Raw genomic sequence first — 21873 nt, 5'->3', positions numbered from 1 at the left:
TCCCGGCGTACGCGGGGCCGGTTCGGACACGGTCTCCCAGGTCCAGTGTGCCGTGCGGATATTTCCGGGGTATTTCCGTACACGCCAACCAGCCTGCCCGGTCCGTCACCCGCACACGCATTATGACCCCTGACCGGGCTTTTCCGGCCACCCGCCCGCCCGCCGCCGCGGGCCCGGGGCGACCGGGCCCGGGCCCCGGAAACACACTGCGGCTAGGCTCGGGCCCGTGGCACAGCTGAGAATCGCACTGGCCCAGGTCAACCCCACCACGGGCGACCTGGACGGCAACCTGTCCCTCGTCGTCGACTCCGCGCGCAGGGCCGCCGAGGAGGGCGCCCACCTGGTCGTCCTCCCGGAGATGGTCGTCACCGGCTACCCGGTCGAGGACCTGGCGCTGCGCAATTCCTTCGTGTCGGCCTCGATCAAGGCCACCCGCGCCCTGGCCGCCGACCTCGCCCGCGAGGGTCTGGGCGAACTCCCCGTCGTGGTGGGATACCTCTCCCGCCGCGAGGGTCCGGGCGCCCGCTACGGCCAGCCCGCCGGGGCCCCGCAGAACTCCGTTGCCGTCCTGCACCGCGGCGGAGTCGTCCTCTCCTCCGCCAAGCACCACCTGCCCAACTACGGCGTGTTCGACGAGTTCCGCAACTTCGTCCCCGGCGACACCCTCTCCGTGGTCCGGGTCCGCGGCGTGGACGTCGCCCTGGCCGTCTGCGAGGACCTGTGGCAGGAGGGCGGCCCCGTCACCGCGGCCCGCGCCGCCGGAGTGGGCCTGCTGGTCTCCCTCAACGGCTCGCCCTACGAGCGCCACAAGGACGACGTGCGCCTGGAGCTGTGCCAACGCCGCGCCCGCGAGGTCGGCGCCGCCCTGGCCTACGTCAACATGGTCGGCGGCCAGGACGAGCTGGTCTTCGAGGGCGACTCCCTGATCGTGGACTCCGAGGGGGAGCTGGTGGCCCGCGCCCCCCAGTTCGCCGAGACCCTCCTGGTCGCCGACCTCGACCTGCCCGAGGCCGGACCGGCCCCGGACGGCCCGGGCGCGCGGGTGGACGGCCTGCGCATCGTGCGCCACACCGTCTCGGCCGACCCGGTCGCCCCCTACCCGCCCCGGGCCGGCACCGTCACCCCGCGGCCCGACCCCCTCTCCGACACGGGCGAGGTCTACCGCGCCCTGGTCACCGGCCTTCGCGACTACACCGTCAAGAACGGTTTCGGGTCGGTCCTGGTCGGCGTCTCGGGCGGCATCGACTCCGCGCTGGTGGCCACCATCGCGGTGGACGCCCTGGGCGCGGACCGGGTGCACGGCGTGCTCATGCCCAGCGCGCACTCCAGCGACCACTCGGTCGGCGACGCCGAGGAGCTGGCGGGCCGCCAGGGCTTCGCGACCCGCACCATCGCCATCGCCCCGGCCGTGGAGGCCTTCACCCGGGCCACGGGCGAGGCGGGCGTCCCGCTCACCGGCCTGGCCGCGGAGAACCTCCAGGCCCGCGTGCGCGGCACGCTCCTGATGGCCCTGTCCAACGAGGAGGGCCACCTGGTCCTGGCCACCGGCAACAAGAGCGAGGCCGCCACCGGCTACTCCACGCTCTACGGCGACTCCGTGGGCGGTTTCGCGCCCATCAAGGACTGCTGGAAGACCCTGGTCTGGGAGCTGGCCCGCTGGCGCGACGACGAGGCCGTCCGGCTGGGGCAGACCCCGCCCATCCCGGAGAACTCCATCTCCAAGCCGCCCAGCGCCGAACTGCGCCCCGACCAGCTGGACACCGACTCCCTGCCCGACTACGTGCGGCTCGACGCCGTCCTGGACGCCTACGTGGGCACGGACAAGGGGGAGGCCGAACTGGTCTTCGCCGGGTACGACCCCGAGCTGGTGCGTCGGGTCATCCGCATGGTGGACCGCGCCGAGTACAAGCGCCGCCAGTCCGCGCCGGGCACCAAGATCAGCTCGCGCAACCTCAGCCGGGACCGCCGTGTGCCCATCACCAACCGCTGGACCGTCTGAGCCGGTCCCCGCCCGCCCGCCGTGGCCCGTTCGCCCCCTCCGGCCCCGCCCGTGCCCAGACCAGGCCCAGCTCCCGCAGCCGCGCTCCGGCCGCCGCCCGGTTGGGCACGTCGGAGCCCGGCCAGGGTGTCGGACACGTGCACGCTCGCGGTCCCGGGTGTGGTGAACAGCCGCTCGGCGATCTGGGCTTTGGCGTTGGGCAGTTCACTGTGGAACACGGTGCTTCCCTCTTCGCTCGCGCGGCGGAACCCGTGTCCCGCCGTCCGGTGTCCACGATCTCCCCAGGAGCCAGGGGCGCACATGGGGAGGAATCCCAGTCCTGGAGGCTCTGAGCGCCCGTGTGCCCCAAGACCCCGCCCCCGGCGGCGTGTCACGGCATGCGCACCCCTGGTCACCCGTAGTTGTCTAGGTGGCAACGACGCACGTGGGAGGCGCGACATGACGCGGAAGTACGGGGCAAAGACGGCGGGTGCGCTCACAGCGGGCGCGCTCACGGCGGGCCTGGCGGCGGCGGGCGCGCTCGGCGCCCCGGCGCTCGCCGCCGCGGAGCCGGTGGAGGGGGAGGGGCAGGTGGGCCTGTTCCTGGAGGCGGGTGAGGCCCCGCGGCCGGGAGGGGAGTTCACGCTGCGCACCACCATCACCGACGGTCCCGTGGAGGGCGCCCTGCTGGCCCAGCACGTTCCCGGGGAGTTGGAGATCGTCGAGGTCGGGGAGGGGGGCGTGGTCCGGGACGGGATCGTGAACTGGCAGGTGGCGGTGCCCGCGGGGGAGGAGGCGGTGTACACGGTGCGCGTCCGGGCGCCGGAGGCGACGGGGGAGCGCCTGACCAGCACCGCCTGCCTGCTGCTGGAGCGCGACGCCGACCCGGCCGCGTGCGCCAGCGACTCGGTCCTGGTCGCGGAGCGGACCGCGATGTCGCGGGTCTCGGAGTACACCGACCCCGCGAACCTGCTGAGGGCCGCGGGGGTCGCTCTGGCGGCGGGACTGGCCTGGATGCTGTGGCGGCGCAGGAGGGCGCTGTCGCGCAGGTGAGGGCGCCGGTTTCGTTACGTCAGCGTGTCATGAACCCGGGGAGGGAAAACTACAGGGCGTAGTAGTGTTTCCGGCATGGACATTCTCTACTCCGCGCTCGTCTTCCTGCACATGATCGGCCTGGCCGGCATCATCGCGGGCTTCCTCATGCAGGTCATCACCGACAACCCCAAGTCGACCAAGGTCCTGCTGCACAGCTCCCTGCTCCAGCTCGTCACCGGTCTGCTGCTGGTCGGGGTGGCCGAGATGGCCGACCTCGGCGAGATGAACCACGTCAAGATCGCCGTCAAGCTGCTGATCGCGCTGGCGGTCGTGGTCGTGGGCGTGCTCAACCTGCGCAAGCCCGCCAAGAACCTCGCGATCATCGCGGGCGTGCTCGCCGTCGTCAACATCGGCGTGGCCGTCTTCTGGTAACCCCCTCCCGGAGCGGTCCCCGCAGGCCGCGCCGGAGTTCCCGCCGGTGGCGGCACGAACCGTGCCGCCACCGGTTTTTTCTGTGTGTGTTTCAGTAATCTTGCGAAATTTTTCCCAAGGACCTTGGGGGCTTGCGCGGGCGTCGCCCCAGCTCACGGGGGAGTATCTCCTGGGGCCGACCTGGCGGGGGAAGTCGGCCCGAAACGCGTCGCGGCAGGTGGAGGCGGAAACCGTCGCGCTGGGTGAGCGGTGTGACGTCCAGAACAGGCCCCGTTCACAAGAGCGGTCCGGTCTGTTAGCTTCGTCACGCTCACGCAAACTCTTGCAATCGCTGCAAGAGGACGGCGGACGGGGCAGTGTCGCCCCGCCGCGCACCTCCCCCAAGGAGCGCACATGAAGCCCACCGGACCCGGCGCCGTCGCCGGGGCGATCCTGATGGGGGTCGGCCTGCTGGCGGCTCCCGCGCAGGCCACTCCCGTCCCGGCAGTCCCAGTCCCGGCAGTCCCAGTCCAAGCAGCCCCAGCCCCGACGACACCAGTCCAGACAGCCCCAGCCCCGACGGCACCGGTCCCGGCAGCCCCCGCCCCCGCCGAGGACGTCCAGGCCACCGGCAACGGCGAGACCATCGTCCAGCTCTTCCAGTGGAACTGGGACTCCGTCGCCACCGAGTGCGAGGAGTTCCTCGGCCCCCACGGCTTCGGCGGGGTGCAGGTCTCCCCGCCCCAGGAACACGTGGTCATCCCCTTCGCCGAGGGCGGCGACTACCCCTGGTGGCAGGACTACCAGCCGACCTCCTACCGCATCGACAACACCCGGCGCGGCACCGCCGAGGAGTTCCGGGCCATGGTCTCCACCTGCGCCGACAACGGCGTGAGGATCTACGCCGACGCGATCATCAACCACATGACCGGCGACGGCTCGGGCACCGGCAGCGCGGGCACGGACTGGGCCAAGTACGAGTACCCCGACCTGTTCGGCGACGGCAGCGCCTCCCACACCGGGGAGGACTTCAGCTCCTGCCGGGAGGAGATCAGCAACTGGAACGACAAGTGGGAGGTGCAGAACTGCGAGCTCGTCGGGCTGTCCGACCTCGACACCGGTGACCCCGAGGTGCGCGCCCAGATCCGCCGCTACCTCAACGGCCTGGTGGACATGGGCGTGGCGGGCTTCCGCGTGGACGCCTCCAAGCACGTCCCCGAGGCCCACGTCGACGCCATCTTCTCCGACCTGAACGAGGTCCCGGTCTTCGGCGGACAGCCCGACGTCTTCCACGAGGTCTACGGGGACCAGACCATCCCCTACACCGCCTACGCGCCCTACGGCCGCGTGACCGCCTTCGACTACCAGCGCGACATCTCCAACAAGTTCGCCGGCGGCGACATCTCCGGCCTGGCCCAGCTGCCGGACTACGGCGGCCTCACCGACGAGCAGGCCACCGTCTTCGTCGACAACCACGACACCCAGCGCTACCACCCGACCCTGACCTTCAAGGACGGCGACCGCTACCACCTGGCCGTGGCGTACATGCTGGCCCACCCCTACGGGCGCCCCGTGGTGATGTCCAGCTACGACTTCGGCTCCAACGTCACCCAGGGCCCGCCCAGCGTGGGCGAGGTGGAGGGCAACCCGGCGGGTTGGATCACCGCGGACACCGACTGCGCCAGCGCCGAGTGGGTCTGCGAGCACCGCCACCCGACCGTCGCCGGGATGCCCGCCTTCCGCAACGCCACCGGCGACACCCCGGTCGTCCAGCGCGCCACCGACGGCTCCTCCCGGCTCGCCTTCGACCGGGGCGACCGCGGTTTCGCGGCCTTCAACGCCAGCGGCAGCACCTGGAACCTGACCGCCGACACCGGCCTGCCCGACGGCAGCTACGACAACGCCGCAGGGAGCGGGACCCTCACCGTCGCCGACGGCCGGGTCAGCGCCCGGGTCCCCGCGAACGGGGCCGTCGCCCTGCACGTGGGCGGCACCTGCGACGACCCGGCCGAGTGCGGGGGCGGCGGCCCCGGCGAGCCGGGTGAGCCGGGCGACGTCGAGGTCTCCGCCACCGTGGAGACCTGGTACGGCCAGGAGGTGTACGTGGTCGGCTCCACCCCCGGGCTGGGGTCCTGGAACCCCCAGAGCGGGGTGAGGCTGTCCACCGACGCGTCCACCTACCCCGTGTGGTCGGGCACCGCCCCCATCGGCGCCGACACCGAGTGGAAGCTGGTCAAGGTCGACGGCGCGGGCAACGTCGAGTGGGAGTCCGGCGCCAACCGCGTCGGCCCCGCCACCAGCGTCACCTGGCGCGACTGACCCGTGTGCGGCGCCCCGCCCGGGGCGCCGCACACGGACCTTCCGGGACACGCTCCCGGAAGCCGCGAGCCGCTCCCACAGGCCACTCCCACGGGCCGACCACTCCCGGCCCCGGCGCCCCCGCGTTCGACTCCTCCGACGCGGGGGCGCCGCCCCGGACAGGGGCCTGTCTCCGGTCGGGGTTGTCCACAAGCGCGAGCCGCCTCTGGCGCGGTGCGGGCCGTTCGCGGTTTCCTTGAAAACGGGGGGTCCCCAGGGCCCGCCAGCCTCAGCGTGTCCGTGTCCCGGCCGCACCAGGCCCCGGAGGTCGGGAACCGCCCTCAGTCGTCGTAGAAGACCCGCTCCATCACCGCTCGGGCCCGGCGCGTGGCGCGCAGGTAGGTCTCCGTCAGCTGCTCGGCCGGACCCTCCCGCACGAACTCCGTGTTCTCCCCACCAGCGTTCTCCCTGCTCCCGTCCTCCGCGTCCTCGCCGTCCCCGCCGCCGGGGCAGCCCATCGCCTCCGCCAGCGCCGCCCGCACCCGCAGGTCCGAGGGCAGCGAGTCCCCGCCCCGGCCGCGCACCAGCATCACCGTTCCCCGCACCCGCGAGGCCAGCCGCCAGGCCTGGCCCAGCACCTCGCCGTCCTCCTCGTCCAGGAAACCGTGCGCCACGGCCGCCTCCAGCGCCTCCAGGGTGCCGGTGGTCCGCAGGTCGGGGTACTCGTGCGCGTGGCGCAGCTGGATCAGCTGGACCACCCACTCCACGTCCGACAGCCCGCCCCGGCCCAGCTTCGTGTGCAGCGTCGGGTCGGCGCCGCGCGGCAGCCGCTCCGCCTCCATCCGCGCCTTGAGCTTGCGGATCTCCAGCACCGCCGAGGAATCGATCCCGCCCTCCGGGTACCGGATCGGGTCGATCAGCCTCGTGAACGCCTCCCGCAGCTGCGGATCGCCCGCGACCGGCTTGGCCCGCAGCAGCGCCTGGCTCTCCCACACCTGCGACCAGCGCCCGTAGTACGCCGCGTAGGACTCCAGCGTGCGCACCACCGGCCCGCTGCGCCCCTCCGGGCGCAGGTCGGTGTCCACCTTCAGCGGCGGTTCCGCCGCGGGCATCTCCAGCAGCCGCGCCAGCTCCCGCACGACGGCCAGCGCCTGCCTGGTCGCCGCGCCCGTGTCCACACCCGGCAGGGGGTCGTGCACGTACATCACGTCCGCGTCACTGGCGTAGGTCAGCTCACCGCCGCCGAACCGGCCCATCGCCACCACGCACACCCGCGTGAGCGGCTCGTCCCCCGAGGCCGCCACCACGCGGTTCTGTGCCAGCCGCAGCGCCGCCTCGATGGTCACCGCGGCGATGTCGGTCAGCGCCGCTCCCACGTCCTGGACCGAGGCGACCTCCAGCAGGTCGGCCGCGGCCGTGCGCAGCAGTTCGCGGCGGCGCAGCGCGCGCACCGCCGACACCGACTCCTCGGCCGTGTCGTACCGGCGCCGCGCCGCCTCCGCCTCCCCCGCCAGCACCTTCGGGTCGCGGCGCACCAGGTCGCCGTCGTCGTCGAACATCGCCACCGCCTCCGGGGCGCGCAGCAGCAGCTCCGTCACGTACCGGCTCGTCCCCAGCAGCCACGCCATCCGCTCGGCCACCCGCACGTCGTCGCGCAGCAGGCGCAGGTACCACGGCGTGGTGCCCAGGGCCTCGCTCACCTGCCGGAAGCCGAGCAGGCCCGCGTCGGGGTCGGGGGCGTCGGAGAACCAGCCCAGCATCACCGGCAGCAGCGTCCGCTGGATCGCCGCCCTGCGCGAGACCCCCGAGGTCAGCGACTCCAGGTGGCGCAGCGCACCGCCCGGGTCGACGAACCCCAGTGCCTCCAGGCGGTCCCTGGCCTGCTCCGGCGACAGGCGCGCCTCCTCGCCCGGCAGCTTGGCCACCGCGTTGAGCAGCGGGCGGTAGAACAGCTTCTCGTGCAGGCGCCGCACCTCCGACGACACCCGGCGGCGCGCGTCGGTCAGCTCCCGCACCGGGTTCGCGGTCATCCCCAGCGCCCGCCCCAGGCGGCGCAGCTGGTCGGGGCCCTCCTCGGCGGCCGGGTCGGGCATCAGGTGCGTGCGCCGCAGCCGGTCCAGCTGCAACAGGTGCTCCAGCCGCCGCAGGAACCGGTAGGCCTCCGCCAGCCCCGCCGCGTCGCCGCGCCCCACGTACCCGTGCCCGGACAGCGCCTCCAGCGCCTCCAGGGTGTTGCCCGACCGCAGCCGGTCGTCGGTGCGCCCGTGCACCAGCTGGAGCAGTTGGACGGAGAACTCGATGTCGCGCAGCCCGCCCGGGCCCAGCTTGAGCTCGCGCTCCGCCTCGCCCGCCGGGATGTGCGCCACCACCCGGCGGCGCATCGCCTGCACGTCCTCCACGAAGTCCTTGCGGCCCGCCGCCTCCCACACCATGGGGGAGATCACGTCCATGTAGGCCCGGCCCAGCTCCGCGTCCCCGGCGATCGGGCGGGCCTTGAGCAGCGCCTGGAACTCCCAGGTCTTGGCCCAGCGCTCGTAGTAGGCGCGGTGCCCCGACAGCGGACGCACCAGCGGCCCGTTCCTGCCCTCGGGGCGCAGCGCCGGGTCCACCTCCCACAGGGCGCCCTCGGCGTCGGTCTCGGAGGGGAGGCGCATCATCGCGGTGGCCAGCCGGGTCGCCGCGCGCATCGCGGCCTGGTCGTCCACCGGCCTCCCGGAACCCCGGCCCGCGTTCCCGTCCGAGCCCGTGTTCCCGCTCGCGTCCGCGTCCTCGTCCGGGCCCCCGTCCACGACCGGCTCGGCCACGAACACCACGTCCACGTCGCTGACGTAGTTGAGCTCGCGACCGCCGCACTTGCCCATGCCGATGACCGCCAGGCGGCACAGCGCGGCGTCCTCGGGGTGTTCGGCGCGGGCCACCGCCAGCGACGCGTCCAGCAGCGACGCGGCCAGGACCGCGAGCTCCCCGGCGACATCGTCCACCGTGCACAGCCCGGTCAGGTCGCGCCCGGCCAGGCGCAGCACCCGCCTGCGGTAGGCCACGCGCAGGACGTGCCGCAGGGCCTCCGCCGAACCGTCGCCGACCACGGCCGGGTCGGCGGTCGGCACGGGGCTGTGGGGGTCGGCGCCCACGGTGTACAACAGGCCGCGGCGCACCTCCTCCGGCTCGGGGGAGCGGGCGGCGTCGGCGCCCCGCAGCTCCCGCCAGTCGCCCGGATGGCGCACCAGGTGGTCGGCCAGGGCGGTGCTCGTGCCCAGCACCCGGCACAGCCGGGCCCGCAGCTCCCGGTCCTCGCGCAGCGCGTCCAGGAGCTCGGCGGGGTCGGGATCGGTCTCCAGGACCCGGATCAGCCCGAGGAGCGCCTGGTCGGGGTCGGGCGCCGCCGCGAGCGAGCCGATGACCTCGGTGTCGGCCCGGGCGTCCAGACCGGCCTCCTCCACCAGCCGCAGGGCCCGGGTGCTGTCGCTGAAACCGCGCCTGGCGAGCGCGCCTGCCGTCATGTTCGTCGTTCCGTCCCTCACCACGTGTCAACGGTAACGGTCCGGCCGGTGAGCGGGCCCGGTGCCTCGAACCGGGTCGGTCCCCGGCGCCCGCGACGAACCGTCCCGCGCACCCGGAACCGGGTCGGGGCCGGTACCCGAACGGATACCGGCCCCGATGGGGGGAGTGCGCGGTGCGCGCCCTCCCGGAGCTGCTGTCTACGGCCTAGATGTCGTAGTAGAGCTCGAACTCGCGCGGGTGCGGGCGCAGGCGCAGGGAGTCGATCTCCTCGGTGCGCTTGAAGTCCACGTAGGTCTCGATGAGGTCCTTGGTGAACACGCCGCCCTCGAGCAGGAACTCGTGGTCGGCCTCCAGGGCCTCCAGGGCCTCGTCCAGCGACGCCGGGACGGTCTTGATGGCCTGGGCCTCCGCCGGGGGCAGCTCGTAGAGGTCCTTGTCCACGGGCTCCGGCGGCTCGATCTTGTTCTTGATGCCGTCGATGCCGGCCATCAGCATGGCGGAGAAGGCCAGGTACGGGTTGGCCGACGGGTCCGGCACGCGGAACTCGATGCGCTTGGCCTTCGGGTTCGAACCGGTCAGCGGCAGGCGGATGCAGGCCGAGCGGTTGCGCTGGCTGTAGACCAGGTTGATCGGGGCCTCGTAGCCGGGCACCAGGCGGTGGAAGGAGTTCACCGTCGGGTTGGTGAAGGCCAGCAGCGCCGAGGCGTGCTTGAGCAGGCCGCCGATGTAGTAGCGGGCCGTGTCCGAGAGCTGGCCGTAGCCGGACTCGTCGAAGAACAGCGGCTCGCCGTCCTTCCACAGGCTCTGGTGGCAGTGCATGCCCGAGCCGTTGTCGCCGAAGAGCGGCTTGGGCATGAAGGTGGCCGTCTTGCCCGCCGCGTTGGCGACGTTCTTGACGATGTACTTGTACAGCTGCACCTTGTCGGCCTGCTCGAGCAGGGTGCCGAACCTGATGCCGATCTCGGCCTGGCCGGCGGTGCCGACCTCGTGGTGCTGGAGCTCGACCTCGATGCCCGAGTCGATCAGCTGCCGCACCATGTCCGAGCGCAGGTCGCTGTAGTGGTCGACCGGCTCGACGGGGAAGTAGCCGCCCTTGTAACGGGGACGGTAGCCGCGGTTGCCGCCCTCGATGGCCGAGCCGGTGTTCCAGGCGCCCTCGATCGAGTCGATCTCGTAGTAGCCGGTGTTGGACCGGGTCTCGAACTTGACGTCGTCGAAGATGTAGAACTCGGCCTCGGGACCGAAGAAGGCGGTGTCGGCGACGCCGGAGCCGCGCAGGTAGGCCTCGGCCTTGCGGGCGACGTTGCGCGGGTCGCGGCTGTAGGACTCCAGGGTCAGCGGGTCGTGGACGAAGAACGTCATGTTCAGCGTCTTGTGCTTGCGGAACGGGTCCAGCACGCCGGTGCCCAGGTCCGGCAGCAGCAGCATGTCGGACTCGTGGATGGCCTGGAAGCCGCGGATCGAGGAGCCGTCGAACATCTGGCCATCGGTGAACGTCGACTCGTCGACGTTCTCGGTCGGGAGGGTAACGTGGTTCACGCCTCCGAAAAGGTCCGTGAATCGGACGTCGAGGAACTTGACGTCCTCGTCCCGGATAAAGGCGAGCACCTCGTCGACGCTGCTGAACAAAACGAACCTCCGTGCAGGTGGCTGAGACGGTGGACCGGGGTCCGCCCCATCGCGGACACGTCGGATCGCGCGCCGTCTCCCGGCTTCGTACTCGAAGCTAGGAGTGGGTGGTTTCCACGCCATGTCTCGATTGTTTCCTGTATGTTACGGACCCGGTTGTTGTCGCAGACCACCGGGTCTGACCCGGTGATTCCGCCCTGTAGGGGCTGAAAAGGGACACCTGGCGGCACCGGTTGTGGTCCCCGACACGCTCCCTGGTGTGACCTCCGCCATGTTCCCCCGCGGAGGGGCTCACCATCGCTCCGGCGCCCCGGGTACGGGCCCTCCCGCAGGGTGGATACCGTGGAAGCCATGAGCGACGAGAGCCGGGGCCCCGCCACCGCGGCGGCCGGGGACGACTTCCAGTACCGGGGCAACCGGCTCGGCCTGCCCGAGAGCGGCCCGGGTTCGGTGCCCGGCGTGATGCGCCGTCTGGTGGGGCTCCTCCTGGACTGGGCGCTGTCCCTCGCGCTCGCCTGGGGGGCCTACGGCGTCGGGCTGGTCGGCGCGGGCACCGCCAGTCAGGCGGAGGCGGTCCCGATGGTCAGCAACACCGCCCTGGTCGTCTTCGCGGTCATGAACATCCTCCTGCTCACGCTCTTCGGCACCACCGTCGGCCGCCGCCTGGTCGGCGTCGGCATCACCGCCACCGGCGAGCGCTCCTGGCCCTGGTTCGTGTCCATGACGGTGCGCACCCTCCTGCTGTGCCTGGTCATCCCCGCCGTCATCTACGACCGCGACACCCGCGGGCTGCACGACCGGGCCGCCGGGACGATCGCCACCCGCTACTGAGGCCTCACGGGGGGTTTCCCGCGGCGGGGGAACCCGGCGCCCGGGTGGGCGCGGCCCCTCCGAGCTGCTGTTAACATCCGTTCATTACTTGGCCCGGGAACGGACCGAAATCCTGCGTGCTCACCCCTCGTCCCCCACGGGGCTGCTGTCCCCTGCGCGGGAACGGAATCCGAGCCACGTACGGGGACCCGGTCCCCGCCGCGGAGCCCCGTTCCCACCGGTGCGTCCCGTCTCCGCACGGGAACCCGGCCCCGCCTCCCACGCACGCCGCCGCACCCGAAGGTTCGCATGGCTGGAAAACGCTCCGCCCCACGCCCCACACCGTCCGCTCTGCACGCCATGCGCATGTCCCCGGGGCAGTGGGTCGCCTGCGTGGCCACCGCCCTGGCCATCATCGCCAGCCTCGGCGGCTACGGCTGGTACCAGGGCATCGTCGGCAACATCACCACCGCGCAGGTGGACACCGACGCCTGGGACCGGCCCACCAGCGTCGAGGGTGTGATGAACCTGCTCATCATCGGCTCCGACGTCCGGTCGGGGGAGAACGCGAACTACGGCGAGGCCGAGGGCGAGCGCCCCGACACCATGCTCATCGCGAGCATCAACGTGGACAACGGCGCGGCCACGCTGGTCAACCTGCCCCGCGACCTGGTCGTGGACCTGCCCGGCTGCGACGCCGTGGAGGGCTACGAGGGGATGAGCCCGCACAGCGGCATGATCAACTCGGCGATGACCTTCGGCGGAGTCGGCTGCCAGTGGCAGACCGTGGAGGAGGTCACCGACGTGCACCTGGACCACTTCGTCATGATGGACTTCACCGGGTTCAAGGACATGGTGGACGCCATCGGCGGCGTGGAGATGTGCATCCCCGCGCCGGTGGAGGACCCCAAGGCGCACCTGACGCTGGACGCCGGGACGCAGACCCTCAGCGGCGAGGAGTCGCTGGGCTACGTGCGCTCCCGCTACGGCCAGGGCGACGGCAGCGACCTGTCCCGGATCGACCGCCAGCAGGAGTTCATGGGCGCCATGCTGCGCCAGGTGCTCAGCAGCGAGGTCATGACCAGCCCGGTGACCGTCACCAACTTCCTCAGCGCCGTCACCGACTCGGTGACCACCGACGAGGAGCTGACGGTCGAGACGATGACCGACATCGCCATCTCCATGCGCGAGGTCGACCTGGAGCGCATCCAGTTCGTCACCGTGCCCAACGGCCAGCACCCCGCCGACCCCAACCGGCTGGCCATGAGCCAGCCCGCCGCCTCCGAGCTGTTCGCGGCGATCAACTCCGGCGCCTACCTGGAGGACGAGGAGTCGGAGGAGGAAGGGGAAGGGGAGGAGCCGGAGGAGGACTCCGGCGCCGACGCCGCCCCCGCCGACATCTCCGTGCAGGTCCTCAACAACACCGGTGTCACCGGCCTGGCGGACGAGGTCCAGGGCGTCCTGCTGGGGGAGGGGTACGACGTCACCGGTATCGGCGAACCCGTGGTGCGCTTCCCCGAGCTGACCACCGTCTACTACGCTCCGGGTGAGGCGGCCGCCGCCGAACTGCTGGCGGGTTCGCTGGAGAGCGCGGCCACCGAGGAGGTCGCCGACCTCCCACAGACCCTGGAACTGGTCATCGGCCAGGACTGGAACGGCTTCGCCGGCGGAGGCGGCTCGTCCGGGCCCGAGGTCTCCATCACCGAGGACCTGGGCGGCACCACCGCGGCGGGGGCGCAGGAGAGCGCCTGCTGAGGGCCGGTGACCGGGACCCGGTCGCCGGTTCCGATCTGACACGGTACGCGCCCGTCCGGTACCATCCGGCCGTTACGTCCGTGTCGTCGCTCGCGCAGTGCGCCGTCCCCCCGCTGACCGGACCAGCCCTTGTCCCATACCGAATCGCAGGTGCCCTTTGGCTCCCAGAAACGCGTCCTCAGCCCTGGCGGGGAAGATGAGTCTCGGCCAGTGGGTGGCGTGCGGGACGACCGGCCTGCTCATCGCGGCCAGTCTCACCGTGTACGCGGGCTACCGCGACGTCCTCGGTATCGACACCGAGGAAGTCAACACCGACGCCTGGGGTGACCGTCCCGCTCAGGCGGAGGGTATCCACAACATCCTGCTGCTCGCCACCGACGAGCGCGCGGAGGAGAACGCCGAGTACAGCGTGGTGAACGGCGTCCGCCCCGACGTGCTCGTCGTGGTGAGCATCGATGTGGACCAGGGCGGGGTGACGATGGTCAACCTGCCCCGCGACCTGCTGGTCCCGATGCCCGACTGCCCGGCCACCGGCGAGGACCCCGGGGTGGCGGCGGGCACGGTGGACCAGCTCAACCACGCCATGACCTACGGCGGGATGGACTGCCAGGGCAACACGGTGGAGACGATCACCGACATCCACCTCGACCACATGGTGATGGTCGACTTCGCGGGCTTCCAGGACATCGTGCAGTCCATCGGCGGCGTGGAGATGTGCATTCCTGAGCCCATCGACGACGAGAATGCCCACCTCACGCTCGACGCCGGGATGCAGACCCTCAACGGCGAGCAGGCGCTGGGCCTGGCCCGCTCCCGGGACAGCACGGATCAGGGCAGCGACCTCAACCGGATCGAGAACCAGCAGCGGATGATGGGCGCCATCCTGCGCAAGGTCACCAGCGGCCAGATCATGTCCAGCCCCACCACGCTCTACGACTTCATGGGCTCGGTCACCGACAACCTGGTGACCGACGACGGGTTCACCGTGGACCAGATGACCGAGCTGGCCATCGCGATGCGCGAGGTCGACCTGGGCCGGATGCGGATGGTCACCGCCCCGGTCCTCGAAGCCCCGAGCAACGCGAACAAGCTGGTGCTCAACGAGGGTCCCGCCCAGGAACTGTTCACCGCGGTCGCCTCCGGCGACTCCCTGCCCGAGGAGGAGGGCGGCGGTGGCGGTGAGGGGTCGGAGGAGGCCGAGGAGCCCGCCGTCGAACCCGCGGACGTGTCCGTGCGGGTGCTCAACGGCACGGGCATCACCGGTCTGGCGAGCCAGGTCGGGACGCTGCTCACCGAGCAGGGGTTCAACGTCACCGGTGAGGGCGACCCCGTCGAGCGGGTCCCCGGGGCCACCACGATCTACCACGGCCCCGACCAGCTCGCGCAGGCCGAGGAACTGGCCTCGGCGCTCAGCGTCGCCCAGCTGGAGGAGGTTCCCGGCTTCGGCGAGGAACTGGAACTGGTGATGATCGCGCAGGACTGGGACGGCCTGGCCACGAGCGGAGGGGGCTCCGGCGGTGAGGGGGGCGAGGGCGACGCCCTGGCCGGTCTGGACGCCAGCAACGCCGCCGAGGACGAGGTCAGCTGCGAGTAGCAGGGCTTCCCCGAGGGGGCACCCCGGGGCGCTGAGGCCCCCGCACGGGGATCGCGGCACGAGAGGCACCGGACGGACCCGGGCACACGCGAGGGGCCGCCGCACCACACGGTGCGACGGCCCCTCGTTCGGCTGCTGGGTCCGGCCGCGGATCCGGTCGGGTCAGCCGCCCATCTGGCCGCGCATGCCCCTGGGCATCTTGGCGTTCTTGGGCATCGGCCCCTTGGGCATCTGCATCTTGGCGGGCAGCGCCTTGAGCCGGTAGTTCAGCTCGGCGGTCCCGGCCTTGTCCAGGTTGCGGGGCAGCCTGACCAGCGTGCGCTGGAGCTTGGAGACCGGCACCTGGTCCTCGCCGTTGCCCACCTTGAAGTCGTAGATGGGCGTGTCGTAGGCGACGCGGGCCACACGCTTCTTCTCACCGGCGATCAGCGGCTTGAGGCGGCCGGGGTCGCCCTCGCCGACCAGGATCACGCCGGGGCGCCCCACCACGCGGTGCACGACGTCCATCTGCTTGTTGGCCGCCACACCCGGCTCGACCACCCAGTTGCCGCGCATGTTGTCCAGGATCGCCATACCCGCGCCCAGGCGTCCGTCCAGCATCTTGTACTGCACGCGCTGCGCGGAGCGGGTGAAGATGATGAAGCCCACCAGGAAGGCGACCGGCAGACCGGTCAGCGGCCACAGGATCCACGACCCGGTCCAGATGCCGATGCCGATGAACACCGCGAGGATGACCAACGCCGCCGTGACCGCGAGCGGGATACTGCGCGGGCTCTGCTGGTGGACGACCTTGGCGACCATGCCGATCTGCTTGAGACGGCCCGGCTGCTTCTCGGCGCCGTCCTTGCCTTGGGCCGTGTTCTGTGAACCCTTGGGCTTTTTCGCCATCGTGCTCTCAGGCAGCTCACGCCGACGCCGGATCGGCGGGGAAGGAGATCCCTGGGCTGCCTTGCCTCCTCTTCGCGGTCGTCCTGGGTGCGGCGCCTCGCGGCGCCACCGACGGGCGCCTGCCCTCATCAGGATATGTGCGGGTGCCCTCAGGTGAGGAACGGTGGCCAGCGGGCCACCGTTCCAGCTTGGTCACGACTCGTACGGAAAATCCGTTACGCGTTGTTCGCCAGGGCGGCGTTCTCGGCGTCCCGCTTCTCCCGGGCCTGCTTGTACAGGCGGCCCGCCCGGTAGGAGGAGCGCACCAGCGGCCCGGACATGACACCGGCGAAGCCGATCTCCTCGGCCTCCTGGCCCAGCTCCACGAACTCCTCCGGCTTGACCCACCGGTCGATCGGGTGGTGCAGCTTGGAGGGGCGCAGGTACTGGGTGATGGTCAGCAGGTCGCACCCGGCCTCGTGCAGGTCGCGCATCGCCTCGCTGATCTCCTCACGGGTCTCGCCCATGCCCAGGATCAGGTTCGACTTGGTGACCAGGTTGTCCGCGCGCGCCTCGGTGATGACCTTGAGGGAGCGCTCGTAGCGGAAACCCGGACGGATGCGCTTGAAGATCCGCGGCACCGTCTCGACGTTGTGCGCCAGCACCTCCGGACGCGAGCCGAACACCTCGGCCAGCTGGTCGGGGTCGGCGTTGAAGTCGGGGATGAGCAGCTCCACGCCCGTGCCCGGGTTGAGCTCGTGGATCTTGCGGACGGTCTCGGCGTACAGCCAGGCGCCGCCGTCCTCCAGGTCGTCACGGGCCACACCGGTGATGGTGGCGTAGCGCAGGCCCATGGTCTTCACGGAGTTGGCGACCTTGGTCGGCTCCATGCGGTCCAGGGCGCTGGGCTTGCCGGTGGCGATGTTGCAGAAGTCGCAGCGCCGCGTGCACTGGTCGCCGCCGATGAGGAAGGTGGCCTCGCGGTCCTCCCAGCACTCGTAGATGTTGGGGCACCCGGCCTCCTGGCAGACCGTGTGCAGGCCCTCGCTCTTGACCAGGGAGTGGAGCTCGGTGTACTCGGGCCCCATGTGCGCCTTGATCTTGATCCACGGCGGCTTCTTCTCGATGGGGGTCTCGCTGTTGCGCGCCTCCACGCGCAGCAGCCTGCGGCCCTCAGGAGCGATGGTCAACGTGAACCCGTTCCCTTCTGTGCCCCGTGCCGGGGACCCTTCCCCTCGTGGGGGCTCGGCGTCCCCGCGGGGACTGGCTCATGGTGTGGTGTGTCATCCACGCGCGGTGGCGCCGGAGAGCAGGTCCGCGCCGTCGGTGTGGCGGTACTCCCGCGTGCCGAGGAGGTCCGCCAGGTGGCGTTCCATCCGGGGCCGCGCGTCGGCCACGGCCACGTCGCGCCCCAGTTCGGCGGAGAGCGAGGTGACCCCGGCGTCGGTGATCCCGCACGGGATGATCCGGTCGTACCACGACATGTCATTGTTGCAGTTCAACGCGAGCCCGTGCATCCCGACCCCGCGGGCGATCCGGCAGCCGATGGCGGCCACCTTGCGTTCGACGAGGCCGCGCTCGGGGTCGGCTTCCAGCCACACCCCGGTGCGTCCCTCCACCCGCGTGCCGGTCAGGCCGTACTCCGCGACGGTGCGGATGATGGCCTCCTCCAGCATCCGGACGTAGGCGATCACGTCGATGGGGTCCGGCAGCCGGACGATGGGGTACACCGTCAGCTGGCCGGGGCCGTGCCAGGTGATCTTGCCGCCCCGGTCGATGTCCACCACGGGCGCCCCGGGGTCGGTGATGGGACGATCCCACCTCCCGGTGCGCTTTCCCGCGGTGTACACGGGCTCGTGTTCCAGCAACAGGACGGTGTCGGGCACCTCATCGGCGACGCGGCGCTCGTGGAGCCGCTTCTGGAGATCCCAGCCCTGGTGGTACGGGACGGGAGTGTCGCCCAGCCATGCGTAAACGAGATCACTCACACATCCAACCTTACGCCCCGGTGGACTGTGCGGGTCTGGCCAGGATGTCGGATAGCGCACTGTCCACGGTGGGCAGCGCGAAGGAATAACCGGCCTCGGTGAGGCGTTCGGGCTCGGCCCTGAGGTCGATCAGCGCGGTCTCCTCGGCGAAGTCCCCCAGCACCGCGCGCATCGCCACCGCCGGGACCGCCAGGGCGGTGGGACGCCGCAGGACGCGGCCCAGCGCCCTGGTGAACTCGGCGTTGGTCACCGGCCCGGGCGCGCACATGTTCACCGGGCCGGTGACCTCGGGGTGCTCCAGCAGGAAGCGCACGGCACCGATCTGGTCGCGCATGGCGATCCAGCTCATGTACTGGCGTCCCGACCCCAGGCGCCCGCCCAGCCCCGCCCGGTACAGCGGCAGCAGCGTGCCCAGCATGCCGCCCGAGCGGTCGAGCACCACCGAGGTGCGCATGTGCGCCACCGACAGGCCCGCCTCCTCGGCCGGGGCGGTGGCCTCCTCCCAGTCGCGGCAGACCCCGGCCAGGAAGCCGGTGCCCGGTGGGGAGTCCTCGGTGGCCGCCTCGCCGCCGGTGTCGCCGTAGAAGTGCATCCCCGACGCGCTCAGCAGGCGCGGGGGAGGCGAGGACATCCCCGCCAGGGCCTGGCACAGGGTGCGGGTGCCGCGCACGCGGCTGCGCCGGATGAGGGCGCGCCGGTGCCGCGTCCACAGGGCCGGGCCGACCGGCGCCCCGGCCAGGTGCACCACGGCGTCGGCCTCGTGCAGGGCCACGGTGTCCACCCGGCCCTGTTCGGGGCGCCACTCCGCCTCCTCCACGTCCGGGTGGTGCCGCCCCCGCGGCAGGTGGCGCACCATGCGCACCACCGTGTGCCCGTCGCCGAGCAGGGACGCCTCAAGCGCCCTGCCGATGAGTCCCGTCGACCCCGTGATAGCCACTCGCATGGTCCTGGGTCTACCCGAAGGAGGGCGGTACTCGCGCGGGAAGACACACCAAAGGGACGACCGAGGACACCCGCCCGGTTTTTCTTCGGCTTTTTCCTCGAAAGAGCTGCGCGAGGGCCCCTCGGTCTTCTACTTTGAACGTGGGACAGGAACTCCGCGTCAGCGCGGAGCTACTGTGGGCGACGCGCTGTCGAGCTGACTGCCGCGTCCCCGACCACAGACCTTTGATGATGGGGATCATCAGGGGATGGTGATTGGTGGGGTAGAAAACGGGGCGGCGCCGAGAGGCGCCGCCCCGTCCACGTGTGCGACCCCTGCCAGGTCGAGGGATTCTCAGCCGGTCAGCCCCTAACCGGGGTAGGGGCGCCGCTCCCGGGCCTCGCGCAGGGCCAGCGCCCACCACGCCAGCTGGCGCAGCATCCGCTCCACGGCGGCCTCCGCGGACGACATGTCCACCACCGGGGCCCCGTCCGAACCGAACATCGTCTGCGCGTTGTGCAGGCTGACCGTGTCGCGGATCGTGGCGGTGTGCAGCTCCGAGAAGACCGAACGCAGCTGCTCGATCGCCCGCAGGCCGCCGGACATCCCGCCGTAGGAGACGAAGCCGACCGCCTTGCCGAACCACTCCCGGCGCGCGGCGTCGATGGCGCTCTTCAGCTCGCCCGGGTAGCCGTGGTTGTACTCCGGGGTCAGCACGACGTACCCGTCGGCCGCCTCCACCGTGTGGGCCGGCTCCGGGGCCATAGGGCCGCCGTGGCCGTCCTGGGGGCTGATGTCCTCCACGTCGAGGAAGTCGAACGCCACGGAGGGGTCCGGGTACTTCCCGGCCCGGTCCACGAACCAGCGAGAGACGGCGGGTCCGGTGCGGCCCCGGCGGTTTCCGCCGAGGATGACCGCGATCCGAAGGTTGTCCATGTGGGTCCTTGCTTCTCTGTGCCGTCTCGGCCCACACGTGGGCGGGCACGTCGGGCGGGCACGCGCGGACCGGCTCGGCCCTGGTGGCCGGAGCCGCGCGGCGCACCGTCGGTTCTTCGGGAACAGGCCAACGCTAGGACCTCAACAGGTCTTGAGGTCAAATCGGACAGGAGATTCCCCAATAAAGGACGCGCCGGGCCGGGTGCCGTCGCGTGGCACCCGGCCCGGCGGGTGGTGTGGGAGGGCCTTCGCGGCCCGGGCCTACAGGCCCAGGTCGTCCTCGAAGGCACCCTCCTCCAGGCGCGCCTTCACGCTCTGGAGGAAGCGCCCGGCGTCGGCACTGTCGATCAGGCGGTGGTCGTGGGCCAGCGACAGGTACACCATCGAGCGGACCGCGATCACCTCGTCGCCCATGGCGGTGTCCTCGACCACGACGGGGCGCTTGACGACCGCGCCGGTGCCCAGGATGGCCACCTGCGGCTGGTTGATGATCGGCGTGCCGAACAGCGCGCCGGTGCATCCGGTCTCGGCGATGGTGAACGTGCCGCCGCCCAGCTCGTCCGGGCCCAGCTGGCCGGTGTGGGCGCGCTCGGTCAGGTCCTTGAGCCTGCGCGCCAGCTCACCCAGGCCCAGCTTGCCCGCGTCCTTGACCACGGGGGCCAGCAGACCGCGCTCGGTGTCCACCGAGACGCCGAGGTTCTCCACGTCGTGGTAGGTCACCTCCTGCTTGTCGCTGTCGACCACCGCGTTGAGCTTGGGGTGGGAGCGCAGGGCCTCCACCGCGGCCAGCGCGAAGAACGGGAAGAAGTCCAGCCGCACGTCCTCGCGCTCGGTGAAGCGCTCGGCGGAGTGCTCGCGCAGGCGGGCGATCTTGGTGACGTCCACCTCGATGACCTGCGTGGTCGTGGCCGAGACGTGCAGCGACTCCACCATCCGGTCCGCGATGGACAGGCGCAGGCGGGTGAGCTTCTCGGTGCGGCCGCGCAGGGAGGTGTCGGTGGCCTCCTTGCGCGGGGCCGAGGAGGGCGCGGGGGCGGCGGCGCGCGCGGCGTCGGCCTTCTGCTCCTCGGCGGCCTTGAGCACGTCCTGCTTGCGGACGCGGCCGCCCACACCGGTGCCCTTGACGCGGCTGAGGTTCACGCCGTGCTCGGAGGCGAGCTTGCGCACCAGCGGGGTCACGTACGCCTCGGTCCCGGCGTCGGTTCCCGAGGCGCGGCCGGTGCCGCTGAGGGTGCCGATGTCCACGGACGGGCTCTCGCCGTCCTGGCCCCTGTCCGCGGCGGGCGCGGACTCGGCCTTCGGCTCCGGGGCGGGCGCGGACTCGGTCTTCGGTTCCGGGGCGGGCGCGGCGGGCTTCGGCTCGGCGGGTTTCGTCTCGGCCTTGGGTTCGGCGGGCTCGGAGTCCGCCTTGGGCTCTGCCTTGGGTTCGGCCTCGGCCGGGGCGGCGCCCTCGGAGACGGCCGGGGGCTCGTCCCCGGTGCCGCCGATGATGGCGATCTCCGCGCCGATCTCCACGGTCTCGTCCTCGTCGACGAGGATCTTGGTGAGTACGCCCGCGACGGGTGACGGAATCTCGGTGTCCACCTTGTCGGTGGAGACCTCAAGGAGCGGCTCGTCTACCTCGACGGTGTCGCCGACGCTCTTCAGCCACTGGGTGACGGTGCCCTCGGTGACGCTCTCACCCAGGGCGGGCATGGTCACCGACGTGGTCGGGCCCTCGTCGGAGGACGAGGCCTGCGCGTCGGACCCGGCCTTCGGCTCCGGGGCGGGCTCCGGCTCGGGCTCCTCGGCGGCCTGGGGCTCCGGGGCGGCCTCCTCCTCGGGCTTCTTGGGCTCCTCGGGCTCCTCGGGCTCCTCCGCGGCGGGCTCGGCACCGTCCTCGTCGGCGCTCTCGCCTTCACCGCCGATGATGGCGATCTCCGCGCCGATCTCCACGGTCTCGTCCTCGTCGACGAGGATCTTGGTGAGTACGCCCGCGACGGGTGACGGAATCTCGGTGTCCACCTTGTCGGTGGAGACCTCAAGGAGCGGCTCGTCTACCTCGACGGTGTCGCCCACGTTCTTCAGCCACTGGGTGACGGTGCCCTCGGTGACGCTCTCACCCAGGGCGGGCATGGAAACGGAAGTCGGCATGGGTTTCCTCGTTGGA

General features: G+C 71.7%; 15 protein-coding genes. 7 read left to right on the top strand and 8 right to left on the bottom strand.

Annotated elements, in window-relative coordinates; genetic code table 11:
* Positions 1-226 precede the first annotated feature (226 nt).
* The 4 genes from ACSIH6_RS01380 to ACSIH6_RS01365 all read left to right on the top strand — a co-directional run bounded on the left by ACSIH6_RS01380 (position 227) and on the right by ACSIH6_RS01365 (position 5743).
* The gene (locus ACSIH6_RS01380) at positions 227-1999 is read left to right on the top strand and encodes an NAD+ synthase (protein WP_435105717.1); all 1773 of its coding nucleotides are present in this window, start codon (positions 227-229) and stop codon (positions 1997-1999) included.
* Positions 2000-2437: 438 nt separating this feature from the next.
* Complete coding sequence (locus tag ACSIH6_RS01375) at positions 2438-3031, top strand: hypothetical protein (RefSeq protein ID WP_435105715.1); 594 nt, start codon at positions 2438-2440, stop codon at positions 3029-3031.
* 75 nt (positions 3032-3106) lie between these two features.
* Positions 3107-3445, top strand: a complete 339-nt coding sequence (locus tag ACSIH6_RS01370) for a hypothetical protein (protein ID WP_435105713.1) — start codon at positions 3107-3109, stop codon at positions 3443-3445.
* 393 nt (positions 3446-3838) lie between these two features.
* The gene (locus ACSIH6_RS01365) at positions 3839-5743 is read left to right on the top strand and encodes a carbohydrate-binding module family 20 domain-containing protein (RefSeq protein ID WP_435105711.1); all 1905 of its coding nucleotides are present in this window, start codon (positions 3839-3841) and stop codon (positions 5741-5743) included.
* Positions 5744-6063: 320 nt separating this feature from the next.
* Here ACSIH6_RS01365 and ACSIH6_RS01360 read toward each other — a convergent pair whose 3' ends face one another.
* Together ACSIH6_RS01360 and glnA are read right to left on the bottom strand one after the other, a co-directional pair.
* On the bottom strand, positions 6064-9222 hold the full coding sequence (locus tag ACSIH6_RS01360) for a bifunctional [glutamine synthetase] adenylyltransferase/[glutamine synthetase]-adenylyl-L-tyrosine phosphorylase (RefSeq protein ID WP_435105971.1): 3159 nt from the start codon (positions 9220-9222) through the stop codon (positions 6064-6066).
* A gap of 205 nt (positions 9223-9427) precedes the next feature.
* Entirely contained in the window at positions 9428-10852 is a 1425-nt protein-coding gene (gene glnA / locus ACSIH6_RS01355; protein WP_150253701.1) for a type I glutamate--ammonia ligase, read from the bottom strand.
* A gap of 351 nt (positions 10853-11203) precedes the next feature.
* Here glnA and ACSIH6_RS01350 point away from each other — a divergent pair, with 351 nt between their 5' ends.
* From ACSIH6_RS01350 to ACSIH6_RS01340, 3 genes are all read left to right on the top strand, one after another.
* The gene (locus ACSIH6_RS01350) at positions 11204-11683 is read left to right on the top strand and encodes an RDD family protein (RefSeq protein ID WP_435105709.1); all 480 of its coding nucleotides are present in this window, start codon (positions 11204-11206) and stop codon (positions 11681-11683) included.
* A gap of 288 nt (positions 11684-11971) precedes the next feature.
* Entirely contained in the window at positions 11972-13417 is a 1446-nt protein-coding gene (locus ACSIH6_RS01345) for an LCP family protein (protein WP_435105707.1), read from the top strand.
* A gap of 196 nt (positions 13418-13613) precedes the next feature.
* Positions 13614-15011 (top strand): LCP family protein, encoded by a 1398-nt coding sequence (locus ACSIH6_RS01340; protein ID WP_435105705.1) that lies wholly within the window; start codon positions 13614-13616, stop codon positions 15009-15011.
* A 162-nt stretch (positions 15012-15173) separates the two neighbouring features.
* Here the strand turns inward: ACSIH6_RS01340 and ACSIH6_RS01335 are convergent, their stop codons facing one another.
* The 6 genes from ACSIH6_RS01335 to sucB all read right to left on the bottom strand — a co-directional run bounded on the left by ACSIH6_RS01335 (position 15174) and on the right by sucB (position 21857).
* On the bottom strand, positions 15174-15899 hold the full coding sequence (locus ACSIH6_RS01335; protein WP_061078526.1) for a DUF4191 domain-containing protein: 726 nt from the start codon (positions 15897-15899) through the stop codon (positions 15174-15176).
* A gap of 215 nt (positions 15900-16114) precedes the next feature.
* Positions 16115-17068: a lipoyl synthase gene (gene lipA, locus ACSIH6_RS01330; protein ID WP_017565782.1), complete on the bottom strand. Its 954-nt coding sequence runs from the start codon at positions 17066-17068 to the stop codon at positions 16115-16117.
* Between the two features lie 93 nt (positions 17069-17161).
* Complete coding sequence (gene lipB, locus ACSIH6_RS01325) at positions 17162-17866, bottom strand: lipoyl(octanoyl) transferase LipB (protein WP_435105703.1); 705 nt, start codon at positions 17864-17866, stop codon at positions 17162-17164.
* Positions 17867-17876: 10 nt separating this feature from the next.
* A complete protein-coding gene (locus tag ACSIH6_RS01320) occupies positions 17877-18803 on the bottom strand; it encodes a TIGR01777 family oxidoreductase (protein WP_435105969.1) in 927 nt (308 codons plus the stop codon).
* Positions 18804-19157: 354 nt separating this feature from the next.
* Entirely contained in the window at positions 19158-19724 is a 567-nt protein-coding gene (locus tag ACSIH6_RS01315) for an NADPH-dependent FMN reductase (protein WP_435105701.1), read from the bottom strand.
* A gap of 261 nt (positions 19725-19985) precedes the next feature.
* The gene (sucB, locus tag ACSIH6_RS01310; RefSeq protein WP_435105699.1) at positions 19986-21857 is read right to left on the bottom strand and encodes a 2-oxoglutarate dehydrogenase, E2 component, dihydrolipoamide succinyltransferase; all 1872 of its coding nucleotides are present in this window, start codon (positions 21855-21857) and stop codon (positions 19986-19988) included.
* Between the last annotated feature and the right edge of the window lie 16 nt (positions 21858-21873).

Origin of the sequence: Nocardiopsis synnemataformans (genome assembly GCF_965343085.1) — a bacterium.
Classification (GTDB): Bacteria; Actinomycetota; Actinomycetes; order Streptosporangiales; family Streptosporangiaceae; genus Nocardiopsis; species Nocardiopsis alborubida.
This window is presented reverse-complemented; position numbering and strand designations above follow the sequence as displayed.